Origin of the sequence: Microbacterium sp. NPDC019599 (assembly GCF_040632175.1) — a bacterium.
In the GTDB taxonomy this organism is placed as follows: domain Bacteria; phylum Actinomycetota; class Actinomycetes; order Actinomycetales; family Microbacteriaceae; genus Microbacterium.
Window position 1 is genome coordinate 459191 of sequence record NZ_JBEYBL010000003.1, and the last position, 13642, is coordinate 472832.

Here is a 13642-nt window from a genome sequence, read left to right on the forward strand (position 1 = left end):
TTTACGAAGGCGACACATCCCGTGATCTGGAGCCCTGTCGGCGTCCCCGTGAGCGTCCCGGGCCGTCGGTCGTTTGGTTACATTCGAGAAACAGACCCTTCACGTACCCCGGCTACGGTGCCAGACATGCCCCACCCCAAGAACGCCCGATCGAAGGCCGAGGGATACCTCGTCGCCGCCCCTCGAAGGAGACCAGCAGGCAACCGGAAGGCGGCTCGGATCGTCGTCGCGACGGTTGTGGCCGTGGCTGTCATCGCGGGCACGACCGCCGCAGTCGGACTCCTGGGTCAGGCGCCTTCCGAGGCGCAGATCACCGCGCCGTCGCCGAGGGCCGGCGAATCGACGCCGACGCCGACGCCCACGCCGACGATCCAGACGTCGCTGTCCACGACGGCTCTCGGGCAGACGATGCTGCTCGAGCTGCCGGCAGGCGGCGAGGCGACGGGCCTCGCGCTGTACTTCCCGGACAGGACGGCGGATGCTGCCACCGCGCTGGCATCGCCCTCCGCGGTCGCTCTGAAGGAGGCGGGCTGGGCGCTCGCCGCGGTCGAGGGCTCGGGCGCGCAGTGGGGTTCGCCGGACTCCTCCGCCGCGACGCGTGCGCTCCTTGAGTGGGCCGCGACGCTCGCACCGACATCGCCCACCATCGTCGTGGCCGAAGGAACGGGGGCCGCGACGAGCATCGCCGCGATCGCGCGATCGGAGGGCACCGTGCCCGCGTGCTGGCTGGGACTCAGCCCGCAGTCCGACCTCATGGCGCACGGCCAGGCCGATCCGGCGATCGAGAGCGAGATCCTGCGCGCGTGGGGCGCCGTCCCCGACTCCGATCAGCTGCCGCTGGCCCTCGTCGAGGCCTTGCCCACCGCGACGTCGTATCGCGTCGTGTCTCCCGACTCCGGCGCTCCGGTCCTCGTCCAGGCCGATGCGGCGACGCTCGTCGCCTCGCTCGAATCCTCGGGGCATGAAGTGACGGTGATCCAGCCCGATGAGAACCCGACGGACCTCGTCGGGCTGGCGGAAGGGTGCACGGCATGACGACCAAGGCGACCGTGGGCGATCGCGTCAGGGTGCTGCACTCCCTGGCCCCGCCGGACGGCACCACCAAGTACGTCGATCAGATGACCGAGAGCGCGCAGCCTGACGTCGACGTCTCCTACTTCTCGTGGAAGCGCGCGCTCACCGGCGGATACGACGTGCTCCACCTGCACTGGCCGGAGTTCCTGGTGCGCGATCGCAATCCGCGCAAGCGTGTCGCCAAACGTCAGGCGATGCGCGCGACGCTGCTGCTGGCGCGGCTGCGCCGGGTCCCGATCGTGCGCACGGTCCACAACCTGCACCCACATGAGCTGGGCAGCACCGCCGAGCAGCGGCTGCTGGAGAAGGTCGATCGCGAGACGACGACGTTCATCCGACTCAACCCCACGACGGAGGTCGAGCCGTGGATGGATGCCGTCACGATCCTCCATGGGCACTATCGCGATCGATTCGCCGCGCACCCGCGGCAGCCGCGCGAACCGGGCCTCGTGCTGTACTTCGGCATCATCCGCCCGTACAAGGGGGTGGAGCGGCTCATCGACGTCTTCACGGAGCGCCCGAGGCCCGGAAGCCGGCTTCGGATCGTGGGATCGCCGTCGCCGGAGCTCGCAGACACCATCCAGGCCAAGGCGGACGCGTCCGAGGTCGTGTCGGCGCGCCTGGCGTTCGTCGACGATGATGAGCTTGTGAGGGAGATCAGCGCGGCGAGCCTCGTCGTGCTCCCGTACGCCGAGATGCACAACTCCGGGGCTGCGCTCGTCGCGCTGTCGCTGGATCGTCCGATCCTCGTGCCGCGCACGCCGTCGAACTCGGCACTCTCGGCAGAGGTGGGGCCGGGCTGGGTCATGGAGTACGACGGGCCGCTCACCGACGAGGTTCTGTCGGCCGCGATCGAGGCCGTCGCATCGATCGATGCGGACGCTGCGCCTCGCCTCGAGGGTCGGGACTGGAGTGAGGTCGGCCGGCTGCACCGCGCCGTCTATCGCGACGCGATCGGGACGGTGCGCGGCGGGCGGGCGACCGGATGAGGGCGCGGACCACACGCCTCGGCGCACTCGGGTCCGGCGTCGCGGCGCTGCTGACGGCGGTCGTCGTGCTGACCGGGTGCGGTGCGGGCGGCGGCGCCGGAAGCTCGAGCACGCCGGACGGCGTCGAGCGCGGGATCGTGTATCGCGAGGCGGGCGGGCAGCGGCTCGAGCTCGACGCGTGCGTACCGGAAGAGGACGGCCCCCACCGGGCGGTCGTGCTCGTCCACGGCGGAGCCTTCGAGGCGGGAGACCGGACCACCATGACGAGCGCCTGCCGGCTGCTGGCCGGGCTCGGGTTCGCGGCCTTCGCGGTCGACTACCGGCTCGTGCCCGACGCCTACCCGGCACAGGTCGAGGATGTGTCGGGCGCCGTCTCATGGCTGCGGGAGCCGGAGCAGGTCGAGCGCTTCGGGCTCGACGGCTCGGTATCGCTGATCGGCAGCTCCGCGGGCGCGATCATCGCGCTGAGCACGGCGGAGGCGCTCGCGTCGACCGCCACCCCGGTCGACTCCGTCGTCGCGCTGTCGGCAGCCGGGGATCTGACAGCCGAGGCCGCCCAGATGGGCACGCCGGCCGAGGAGCTCGAGGCCGTCGTCCTCGCCTACCTCGGGTGCCAGACCATCGACGCGTGTCCTGTCGCGGTCGACGCCTCGCCCGTGACCGGCGCCGCCGATCTGCCCCCCACGCTGCTCATCCACGGCTCCGACGAGCTGATCCCGATCGAGCAGGCCGAGGAGCTGGCCGCGGCCCTGGAGGCCGCCGGCGTGCCCCACGAGCTCATCGTCGTCGACGGTGCCAAGCACGGCCTTCAGCTGATCGACAACAGCACGCGAACGGCGATCGCCGCGTTCCTCGTCACCAACTCGTCGTCATGAAGTCACAAACTGCTCATCCCTCGCAACACGGACGCAACATCGTGTGGGTAGGTTTCCAAGTGTTCAGCACGCAATCGGCGCGGCGTCCGATTGCGGCTCGTCGTCCGAACGTTCTCCACGCTGATCAGCCAATTGACGATCGGACTACCGCATGAGTTCCACAACAGTCATCCGCGCAATCGCCAAATGGTGGTGGGTGGTCCTCACCCTCACGGTCACAGGAGGCATCGTCGGCGGCCTCGTCGGCGTCTTCGCTGCGCCGACGTACACGTCGTCGGCGCAGATGATCGTCGCCTACGACGCACCGGCCGGTGCCGGTTCGGCCGAGCTGGTCCAGGCCAACAACTTCGCCATCCAGAAGGTCTACGCCTACCAGGAGGTCGCGCTCTCGCCGCGCGTGCTGGGCGACGTCATCGACACGCTCGGGCTCGACATGACCACGGAAGAGCTGGCGAGCGAGATCGCGGTCTCGGTCCCGCTCAACACTCCCGTGATGCAGATCTCGGCGAGCGCGGAGAACCCCGAAGACGCCCTCACCCTCACTGAGACAGTCGTGGAGTCGTTCTCGAACGTCGTGATCGAGCTCGAGACGCCGACCGCCGGCGGAGTTCCCTCGGTGCGCATCGAGATGCTCGAGGAGCCGACCCTGCCGACGACCCCCTCCTCGGCGAGCGTTCTGGTGACTACGGCTGTCGGACTGGCCGTGGGCCTTGCGCTGGGCGTCATCTGGATCGCGATCGCCGCGGCATCCGACCGTCGGATCCACAGCGCCGACTCCGTCAACACCTCCCGCACGACGGCCCGTCGCCGCGTCATCGGCAGCGTCCCGGCGTCGCCCGACACTTCGGTGACCGTCCTCGTGGACCAGCCGCTGAGCCGCGCCGCCGAGTCCTATCGCACGATCGCCGCGACGCTCGGACACACCCCCGGTGCGCGTCTGGGCACGATCGCCGTCGTGCCCGCGACCCCGCGCGACACGACCTCCGCCCTCACCGCGAACCTCGCGCTCGCGATGCACGAGTTCGGCGCGCGCGTCGTGCTCGTCGACGCGAACCTCCGCTCCGGCACGATCTCGTCCTCGCTCGGGGTGACCGGAGGCCCCGGACTGGCAGAGTGCATCCGCGGGGAGGCGACCGTCGCACAAGCGCTGTCGGCGTCGATCGGCGGGATGCCGGTGCTTCCGGCGGGCGCGACGCTCGACAGTCCTGCCGAGCTCATGTCGGGCAGCGCGCTCGAGGGGATCCTCAAGGAGCTGCGCGGGTCGTACGAGATGATCTTCCTCGACGTGGCCCCCGCGCTGCCGCTGAGTGACGCGATCTTCGCCGTGACGGCTGCGGACTCGACCATCGTCGCCGTGTCGGCCGGCCGCGTGACGGGATCGGAGCTCGAAGCTGCGGCATCCTCGCTCGCGGCGGTCGACGCCGAGGTCCTGGGCATCGTCGTGATGGACGCGCCGGTCGCCGGAGTCGATGCGGACGCCTCCACGTCGCTCTACCGCGACCTGCGGCCCGTCGCGGCCGGCTAGGCGGGGCTCGAACGCGATATGCGCGTCGTCGTCGTCACCACCAGCCTCACCGGAGGGGGAGCGGAGTTCGTCGGGCGGACCTGGGCCGAGTGGCTCCAGGCGAACGGCCACGAGGTGCGCGTCTTCACGACCGATCCGTCGAGCCCCCCTGACAGCGGGTCGCCGCTGCGGGTGAGCTCGCTCGGGGGCCGCTCGGCGTTCGGCACCGTCCGTGCGCTGCGCCGCGTCCTCGCGGGCGAGCCCGCTGACGTCGTCGTCGCGCTGCAGAGCCTGCCGAACCTCGTCGCGATCGCGGCGGTACGCGACCGGCGCGACCGGCCCGCCCTGCTCGTGAGCGAGCGGAACATCACGACGCGCGAGCACGAGCCGTCGAGCGCGGCCGAGCGGGCGAAGCTGTGGCTGGCCAAGCGGCTCTATCGCCGTGCGGATGCCGTGATCGCCGTGTCCCACGCCGTGGCGGCCGAGCTCGTCAGCGAGTTCCGCGTCCCGGGCGACCGGATCGTCATCGTCCCGAACCCCGCGGCCCGCTCCGCCGAGGAGCGCGTCGCCGAGGGGTGGGCTCGGCCCAGTGCGGGCGCGGACGACGACACGCTGCACGTCGTCCTTCCGATGCGCGTCGTGCCGCAGAAGCGGCCCGACCTCGCGGTCGCGGCAGTCGCCCAGCTTCGCTCCGAGGGCACCGACGCGCGGCTGCTCTGCTTCGGCCAGGGCCAGGGCATCGTGGAGCTCGAGGCGGCCGCCCGCGCGGCGGATGTTCCCCTGGCGATGGGGGGATGGACGCACGACTGGGTGTCTCAGTCGCCGGCGAACAGCGTCGCGGTCCTTCCGTCCTACCGCGAGGGATTCGGCAACGTCCTCGTCGAGGCCGCACTCGGCGGCATCCCGAGCGTGGCGGTCTCCAATTCGTACGGCGTCGCCGATGCCCTCGTGCCGACCGTGACGGGAGAGCTGGCGTTCGTGGGGACGAAGGAGGATCTCGCCGCGGCGATCCGCCGCGCTCGGAGGAGCTCGCCGCGCTACGTCAGCGGCTGGGCGCGACGATTCTCCCGAGAGCACAGCGGGCGGCTGCTCCTGCGCTCGATGGACAAGGCGCTCGCCACGAGGAACGCGGGCACGCCGAGAGCTAGGATCGGTCCGACGGAGTAGTCGCGAATTGATGTGCGCATCTGCTGGGGGAGGAACGGAACCGGAGAAGAGACGTGAAGGAGCTCCCCGCATGTCACGCGCAATTGCCCTATCGATGCTCAGCCTGTTCATCACCGGCGCTCTGATCGCGTCCTCCGTGACCGCCGCCCCACCCGCCTCGGCCGCCACCGTGCACGGGGCCGGCACGTATGAGGGCGGGTCCGCGGCGATCTCCTTCACCGGCACCTGGACGACCCTGCCCTCCTCGGGTTCGAGCGGCGGATCCGTGCGCTATGCCACGTCCGCGACGGCATCGGCGAGTCTCACCTTCGCGGGCGGCGGAACCATCGCGTGGTACACGTGGAACTCACCGTGGGCCGGCATCGTCGACGTCTATCTCGACGGCGCGAAGGTGGCGAGGGTGGACAACTACGCGCCGGTCGCCGAGACCGGGATCATCGGCTTCAAAGCCGCGACGGCGCCGGGGACCCACACGATCAAGATCGTCGGATCCGGGTCGAACAACTGGGCCTCGCTGGGAGAGATCACCCACCTCGACTCGTTCGTCGTCGGCGTCGACCGCTCGACGGCATCGACGCCGGCCAAGGGAGTCCGGGCAGCGGACTGCCCGGCTGCGACGACGACCGTGCGGACCGCCGGTCAGCTCTCGTCGGCGATGGCGAACGCCGCGCCCGGGACCGTCATCCGACTCGCCGACGGGTACTACACGGGCGGCGGCTTCGAGCTTCGCAGATCCGGTACCGCCACGCGTCCGATCTGGATCTGCGGCGGACCCCTCGCGGTCGTCGAAGGATGGTCGGTCAGCGAGGGCGTGGGCCTGCGCCTCGACGGCGTCGAGCACGTCCGGGTCACCGGCTTCACTGTGACACGGGTGCTTCAGGGGATCCTCGTCAAGCACAGCAGCGACGTCGTGATCAGCGACATGACGGTCAAGGACACCGGCTACGAAGGCATCCATCTCTACGCGTTCACGACCGACAGCGTGGTGACGCACAACACCGTCGTCCGCACGGGGGTGCGGGCCGTCGCATACGGCGAGGGCGTGTACATCGGAACCTCGCAACGGCGCTGGGATGACGTGACGGGCGGGGTGCCGGACCGGTCCGACGGGAACACCGTCACCTACAACGCGATCAAGGCCTCGGGCGCCGAGGGGATCGAGGCGAAAGAGGGCACGACCGGAGGCGTGATCGCGTACAACACGTTCGAGGGACACCAGGACGGGTCGCGGGCGTGGGGCTGGGTGCTCATCAACGGGAACGACTGGACCGTCGCGGCCAACACCGGGATCGACGCGGTCGAGGACGCCTACGCGTCGATGGCGTGGGGCGACTGGGGACGTCGGAACGAGTTCATCGCGAACCGCGGAACCGCCAACGCGTCGGGCTACGGCGTGTGGGTGCAGGACCGGCAGCGCGGTGTCACGGTCACATGCGACAACAGCATCAAGTCGGCGGGGAAGGGACTGACCAATGTCTACTGCTCACCTTGAGACGGCGTCTCCTCCTCCCGAGTCCGGGACCAGACCGCGGCGCATCGCCTTCGTCGTGACGTCGATGCACGGCGGCGGCGCCGAGGCGGTCGGAGTCGCGTGGATCGCATGGTTCGCGCAGGCCGGGTACGAAGTGAGCGTGCTCATGGTCTCGGACAAGCCCGTGCTGGACGGACTCGCCCCGTCCGTGCGGGTGCGCGAGTTCGGAAGAGTGGGCGGGCACTTCGCGAAGGTCCGCGCGCTTCGCCGCGCTGTGCAAGAGGATCAGTTCGATGCGATCGTCGCGCTGCAGACCTACCCCAACCTGCTCACCGTCGCCGCGACCCGGCGTCGGCGCGGTCGCCCCACGGTCGTCCTGACCGAGCACAACCTGATCAGTCTCGGACTGCCGGGCTCGCCGCTCTCGCACCGGGCGAAGGTATGGCTCGCCAAGCGCTGGTACCGTCGCGCGGATGCTGTGACCTCGGCCTCGCACCCGGTCGGGGCGGAGATGGCGTCGGCCTTCAACGTCCCTCCGAGTCGCAGCCTCGTGGTGCCCAACCCGGCGCTAGCGAAGGTCGCCGATCGGGATCCTGTCCGGCGGATCCCCGGCACGGCGGACGGCATCCAGCTCGTCCTCGCGTGCCGTCTCGTTCCCCAGAAGAGCCCGCACCTCGCCCTGCACGCCGCGCGGGCGCTGCGCGATCGCGGCATCGACACCGAAGTGGTCTCCTTCGGGGGCGGCCCGCTGCAGGCTGAGCTCGTCGCGCTCGCGGCCGAGCTTGGCGTCCGGTTCACCCCGCACGGCTGGGTGGAGGACTGGTTCTCGCACTTCGCGCCGAACTCGGTCGTGATCCTCCCGTCGTATCGCGAAGGCCTCGGGAACGTCCTGGTCGAGGCGGCCGCGCGCGGAGTTCCCGCCGTCGCCGTCTCCACGGCGCTCGGCGTGGCGGATGCGATCATCCCCGGCGTGACGGGGGAGCTCGCGTTCAGCGATGACCCCGAGTCGATCGCCGATGCGGTCGAGGCTGCGTCGGAGCTCACGATGGAGGACGTGGACTCCTGGCTGGATCGGTTCACCGCGGAGTCGAGCAGCGCGCTCCTGGAGCGTGCGATCGCCTACGCCTCGCGGGCCGAGGCGCGTGTCTGATCCGGCTCCTCGCGCGGGATTCGCTCTCGTCGCGACCATCGGCGTCCTCATCGTCCTGGTCGTCGGCGGCGCCCTCGCGCTGGCTGCTGCGGGCGGCGGTCTGCCGTCCGAGTCCTCGCCGGTCGGCGACCCGTCAGACGTCGCGAGCCCCGCACCCCCGCCGGCGACCGGCGCGGTGGAGCCGGAGCCGGTGTCCTTCGGCGACGGCACCTACCTGAACGGCTACGAGTACCTGCGCGGTGTGAACGTCTACAGCCTCATCTTCGCGGGCAAGGGTCCGGACCTCGCCGATGTCGGCGAACCGCAGTCGAGCTACGACTATCTCGCATCGCGCGGCGTCTCGATCGTTCGCCTGGCCGTGCCGTGGCAGCGGCTGCAGGAGATTCCCGAAGGCGGCACGGCGATCGACGGCCTGGCCCAGCCGATCGACCTGGAGTATCTCGAGATGGTCGCCGAACAGGTGAACCGGGCGGCCAAGGCCGGCATCCGGACCGTGTTCGATCTGCACAACGGCTGCACCTACCCGTGGGGCGCGGGGGAGTTCATCGAGGGGAGCGTGCGGTGCGGTGACGGCATCACCGAGGAGCACGTCGCGAACCTCTGGACGACGATCGCGTCGCGCTTCAAAGGCGATGAGCGCGTGATCGCATACGACATCTTCAATGAGCCGCGATGGTCCGTGGGCGTGGACACCTACAAGCACTACGCGCAGGTCGCGGTCGACGCGATCCGGGCGACGGGCGATGACCACACCTTGTGGGTCGAGGGCATCCTCAGCGACGTGCGCGGGCGTCTGGCGGCGATCGCGCCTGACGGCCCATGGATCCACGACCCGCTCGAGAAGACGATGTACTCCGAGCACTTCTACGTCGACGAGGGCGGCGCCCACTACAGCGAGATCGAGAACCCGCGGGTCATCCTCGAGCGGCTCCGGACCTTCGGCGAGTGGTGCCGGGCGTGGTCGGTGCGGTGCTCGGTCGGCGAGGTCGGATGGCCCTCCGGCGGTCCGGGCGGCGTCCACTCCCAGGAGGACGCGGATGCCTGGAACGAGCTCTTCGAGGAGTTCTACGACATGGCGGACGCCTACGAACTGGATGTCACGCACTTCGCGGCATCCGGCTCCCGCCAGGTGGGCACGCTGCTCACCTACGTCGCGAGCCGGCCGGGGATCCCCGCGGTGAGCGGAATCGACACGGCGCTGTCGCAGGCGGAGGTGTTCGAACGGCATCTCTCCCGCCCCGCGGAGTGAGCGGGAGAGACGCGGGTCAGTTCTGGATGCGCAGCGTGAGCGGTGCCGACTGTCCGACGTTGCCGGCGGCATCGGTCGCGCGCGCCGTCACGACGTAGGTGCCGTTCGGGCTCGCCGAGCTGCGGGTGTTGAACGAGAGCCCCCACTCCGTGTCGCTGATGCGCGCCGCAGAGGCGATCCGCCGCGTGCCGAGGAAGATTCCGACGTCGACGACGCCGATATCGTCGGTCGCCGCCACGCGGACGTTGACCGTCCCCGAGACCGTCGAGTTGTTCGCGGGGGCCAGGAAGCTCACGACCGGCGGCTGCGTGTCGACGGTCGGCGTGCCGCCGCCCACCGGGACGCCCCAGCGGTTCATCGCATCGACGAAGTCGGGGGCCGCGAAGCCGGGCGTGCTGTGGCCGTTCGCGTGCGTCCGCAGCGAGGCCTCCGCAGCGACGGGCAGAGCGAGGTCTCGCAGCGCGAGTCCGTGCTTGTCGGGCGGCACGATCTGGTCGCTCTCGTTGGGCTGCGAGACGACGATGCGCAGGCGCGAGCCGGTCCAGGCCGCCCGCGGGTGGCGCGCGGGGTTGGCGGCGTCGATCGCGGCCGGGTCATCGCCGAACGCCGCCACGATGGAGTCGCGGCTGCCCCCGCCGGCGTCGTAGTGTGCGCGGATGTCGTACGTCGAGTTGACGTTGTACATGCCGGAGATGTTGCTCACCAGCCCGCGCGCGTAGGTCTCGGTGGCAAGTGCGCCGCCTCCCGATGTCGATCGCAGGACGTTGGTCGAGATCGTGAACAGGCCGCTCATGTACGAGAACCCCGCGATCTGCAGGTCCACCGCCGTGGGGTGGGAGTAGAGGGTGCCGCCCGCCGTCTGGCAGATCGCGATGGCGCCGCGATCGACGGTGTCGAGTGCGCTCGTCTTGAAGCCGCCCTCGAGCGCATTGTGGTCGCTGTTCGAGCCGTGATAGAACCACACGACCGGCACCGGGACACCCGAGTAGGGCTTCACGGTCTGGGGCACGAAGAGGCGCGCCTGGTCGCCGTTGATGCGGACGACGATGTTGTCGAAGAGCGTGCCGTCCGTCGTCAGCTGACTGGCCTTGCGGTAGTACTCGCCGGGAAGTCTCGGTGCAGGGCTCGGCGTCGCCGCCATGGCCGGGAGCGCGCTCCCCGCCAGCATGATCCCTCCGACGCCCCCGGCCGCGAGGGTCAGGAAGCCCCTCCGCGACACCTGGGAGCGGATCCCCTGTGCTGAATGCGACACGTCATCCATGCTCGACTCAATCCCCAATGCTCGTCCGCGGCACACGCGCTCCGTTGCCCTCATGACAGCATCCTCCGCTCCTGTGAAGGGCGGGTGACGAGTCGTTACGCGCGGGTAAACTCGCCGCGCACTCGGCTACAGCATCGGCGCGAGCTGCTTGATCCAGTCGCCGAGCTGCGGTCCCAGGTCGTCGCGATCGAGGGCGAGCTGGATGCTGGACTTCAAGTAGTCCAGGCGGTCGCCGGTGTCGTAGCGGCGGCCTGTGAAGACGACGCCGAGCACGGGTCCGGCGATCTCGGAGTCGCCCGCGAGCTCCTCGAGGGCGTCGGTGAGCTGGATCTCGCCGCCCTTGCCGGGGGGAGTCTGCTCGAGGACGTCGAAGATCTCGGGCTTGAGGACGTAGCGTCCGATGATGGCGAGGTTGCTGGGCGCCTCGCTCGCGGAGGGCTTCTCGACCAGGCCCTTGATCGTCACGACGTCGGCCTCGTCGGTGGGCTCGATGTCGGCGCAGCCGTACAGGTGGATCTGGGACGGGTCGACTTCCATGAGCGCGACGACGGTGGCCGAGCGGCTCAGCGAGACGTCGATCATGCGCGACAGCAGCGGGTCGCGGGCATCGATCAGGTCGTCGCCGAGCATCACGGCGAACGTCTCCTTCCCGACGTGGCGGCGGGCGCGCAGGACCGCGTGACCCAGGCCCTTCGGGTCGCCCTGGCGCACGAAGTGGATGTCGGCGAGGGCGCTCGTCTCGTTCACCCGCGCGAGCTTGCCGTGATCGCCCTTCTGCTCGAGCGTGTGCTCGAGTTCGGTCACTCGGTCGAAGTGGTTGGCGAGGGCGTTCTTGTTGCGGCCGATGATGACCAGGATGTCGTCGATCCCCGCGCCGACGGCCTCCTCGACGACGTACTGGATCGCGGGCTTGTCGACGACGGGGAGCATCTCCTTCGGCATGGCCTTGGTCGCCGGAAGGAATCGCGTGCCGAGGCCGGCCGCGGGGATGACTGCCTTGATGGTCGGAGTGGTCATGCCCCCACGGTAGGTGGACCTCGTTAAGGGGGGATTACGTCCGCATGACCCCCCGAAGACGCTCTCGTCCGTCGTGGGGGCGCGCTCGGACGAGGGGGAGGCCTATGCTGACGAATGGGGATGCTGCCGCAACGCCACATGGCTCATTGGATTGCGAGACACCGGCTCGAGAGGCTGACATGGACGTTCGTCGTTCCACCGCGCCCCACCTGTTCACTCGCCGTCAGGCGATCATCCTCGGCGCTTCTGGCGCCCTCACGGCCGGTCTGGCCCTGGCAGGGCGCGCGCCGCTCGCCTACGCCGCGCCGAGTCCCAGGCTCCCCGGTGAGATCGGCAGGCAGAACGGTCTGGTCAGCCGATATGCGGGGACCGTGTTCGACCACATACGGGTCTCCATCGACGGCGATGCGGCGCGACTGTTCGTCCCGCAGGGCATCGTGCCCGGCTCGCAGAACGTCGAGGTGCTCTGGCTGCACCACGGTGCCGAGAGCAGCGACGACGCGCTGATCGGCGGATTCCGCCCGATGGGGGAACGGGGTGTCGATCTCGGAATGGTCGTGATCTGCCAGAACCTGGGCGGAACCCGGTACACCCATCCCGTGGCCAAGCAGCACCAGATCAACGGCTGGCAGTACCTGTCCGGGGTCTACGGGATCTCGCAGAATCACCTCCGCGGCACCTCCCATGGTGGGTCGATGGGTGTCGAGGTTCTCGTGACGGGGCTGATCCCGAAGGTCGTCGGCTCGTACATCGTCAACGGCGTGTACGACCTCGAGGACCTCTATCTCAACGGCTCGGCGCGCGCGCGGTACTCGGTGGGGGAGGCGTTCGGCTACGACCTGGCGGCGATCCGCGCACACAATCCCGCGCGCCACCAGGGGCAGGTGTGGTCGGGCAAGCGCATACGGGTCGTCTACTCGACGCCCGACTCGTCGGACCAGACGACGCCGCCGCAGAAGCACGGCAAGGCGCTCGTGGCCGCTGCCACCCCGTTCGCGACGGAGGTGTCCGTGCGCACGCACACGACCGGGCACTCCACCCCCGGCTTCGCCGATCTGGACAACCAGCAGACGATCGCGCGCTGGATGGATGAGATCTCCGATCCGCCCGACCCGCCGGTGCTCCCCGCGCCGAGCGCACGCTGGGACTTCGCCGAGTCGGCGGCACCCTTCGCCGCGTCCGTCGCCGGGGTCGCCGCGCTGTCGCAGGGGGCGAGCTCCACTGCCGTGCGCGTCGCCACTCCGTTCGGCGGCGGCATCCAGTTCAACGGCACGTCGGACTACCTGAAGATCCCGGCCGCCCAGGTCGGCGCCCTCAACATCGGGGCCTCGACGGGCGCCGTCACCATCGCGGCGTGGGTCTTCAGCACCGACACCAACAACGCGATGATCGCGGGATGCTGGCAGGAGGCGACGTCGGCGGCGCTGCGCTCGTACGCCCTGTTCAACGATCTGCCGACGTACGGCGGCGACGACCTCGTCTGCATGCACGTCTCCAAGAGCGGCGGTGCGACCCCGGGCTATCCGCACTCGATCGACTACGCGGCCGACCCCCGCAGGATCACGCGCGGCTCGTGGCAGTTCCATGTCGGCACGTACGACGGGTCGGAGGCGATCGCGTATCTCGACGGCTCTGCGGCGCCGTTCCCGTCGTACACCGACAGCAAAGGCGCGACCTACTCGAAGAACCCGTACGTCTACACCCTGGGTCTGAACGCCACCCCGACCGACTTCCTGGTGGGAGCCGGGCTCAAGAACGGTGCGCCCGTGAACCTCCATCGCGGCACGATCTCGCGACTTCGCGTCTGGAACACCGCGCTGACGGCCGAGCAGATCGCAGGGCTCTACGACGCGGAGAAGGGCGCGCTCGGGACGTAGGCGGCGAC

The 13642-nt window shown here is 69.9% G+C and carries 11 protein-coding genes; 9 read left to right on the plus strand and 2 right to left on the minus strand.

Features of this window, described 5'->3' with window-relative positions:
* Positions 1-126 precede the first annotated feature (126 nt).
* From ABZ477_RS08755 to ABZ477_RS08790, 8 genes are all read left to right on the plus strand, one after another.
* A complete protein-coding gene (locus ABZ477_RS08755; RefSeq protein ID WP_360130986.1) occupies positions 127-1035 on the plus strand; it encodes a hypothetical protein in 909 nt (302 codons plus the stop codon).
* Positions 1032-2063, plus strand: a complete 1032-nt coding sequence (locus ABZ477_RS08760; protein ID WP_360130989.1) for a glycosyl transferase — start codon at positions 1032-1034, stop codon at positions 2061-2063. The genes ABZ477_RS08755 and ABZ477_RS08760 overlap by 4 nt, the downstream gene beginning before the upstream one ends.
* Positions 2060-2938 (plus strand): alpha/beta hydrolase, encoded by an 879-nt coding sequence (locus ABZ477_RS08765; RefSeq protein WP_360130991.1) that lies wholly within the window; start codon positions 2060-2062, stop codon positions 2936-2938. Before ABZ477_RS08760 ends, ABZ477_RS08765 begins: the two co-directional genes overlap by 4 nt.
* A gap of 151 nt (positions 2939-3089) precedes the next feature.
* On the plus strand, positions 3090-4463 hold the full coding sequence (locus ABZ477_RS08770; protein ID WP_360130994.1) for an AAA family ATPase: 1374 nt from the start codon (positions 3090-3092) through the stop codon (positions 4461-4463).
* Positions 4464-4481: 18 nt separating this feature from the next.
* Positions 4482-5609 carry a glycosyltransferase gene (locus tag ABZ477_RS08775; protein ID WP_360130997.1) on the plus strand — a complete coding sequence of 376 codons (1128 nt, stop codon included), beginning with the start codon at positions 4482-4484 and terminating at the stop codon, positions 5607-5609.
* A gap of 70 nt (positions 5610-5679) precedes the next feature.
* Entirely contained in the window at positions 5680-7101 is a 1422-nt protein-coding gene (locus ABZ477_RS08780) for a NosD domain-containing protein (protein ID WP_360131000.1), read from the plus strand.
* Positions 7082-8230, plus strand: coding sequence for a glycosyltransferase (locus ABZ477_RS08785; protein ID WP_360131003.1), 1149 nt, complete (start codon positions 7082-7084; stop codon positions 8228-8230). The genes ABZ477_RS08780 and ABZ477_RS08785 overlap by 20 nt, the downstream gene beginning before the upstream one ends.
* Positions 8223-9479, plus strand: coding sequence for a cellulase family glycosylhydrolase (locus tag ABZ477_RS08790; protein ID WP_360131006.1), 1257 nt, complete (start codon positions 8223-8225; stop codon positions 9477-9479). The genes ABZ477_RS08785 and ABZ477_RS08790 overlap by 8 nt, the downstream gene beginning before the upstream one ends.
* Positions 9480-9495: 16 nt before the next feature.
* On the opposite strand, the gene ABZ477_RS08795 is transcribed toward ABZ477_RS08790, so the two are convergent.
* Both ABZ477_RS08795 and galU read right to left on the minus strand, forming a co-directional pair.
* Positions 9496-10731, minus strand: coding sequence for an Ig-like domain-containing protein (locus ABZ477_RS08795; RefSeq protein ID WP_360131009.1), 1236 nt, complete (start codon positions 10729-10731; stop codon positions 9496-9498).
* 135 nt (positions 10732-10866) lie between these two features.
* Positions 10867-11757, minus strand: a complete 891-nt coding sequence (gene galU, locus ABZ477_RS08800) for a UTP--glucose-1-phosphate uridylyltransferase GalU (protein ID WP_360131012.1) — start codon at positions 11755-11757, stop codon at positions 10867-10869.
* A 179-nt stretch (positions 11758-11936) separates the two neighbouring features.
* Here galU and ABZ477_RS08805 point away from each other — a divergent pair, with 179 nt between their 5' ends.
* Positions 11937-13634, plus strand: a complete 1698-nt coding sequence (locus ABZ477_RS08805; protein ID WP_360131016.1) for a LamG-like jellyroll fold domain-containing protein — start codon at positions 11937-11939, stop codon at positions 13632-13634.
* The last annotated feature ends 8 nt before the right edge of the window (positions 13635-13642 follow it).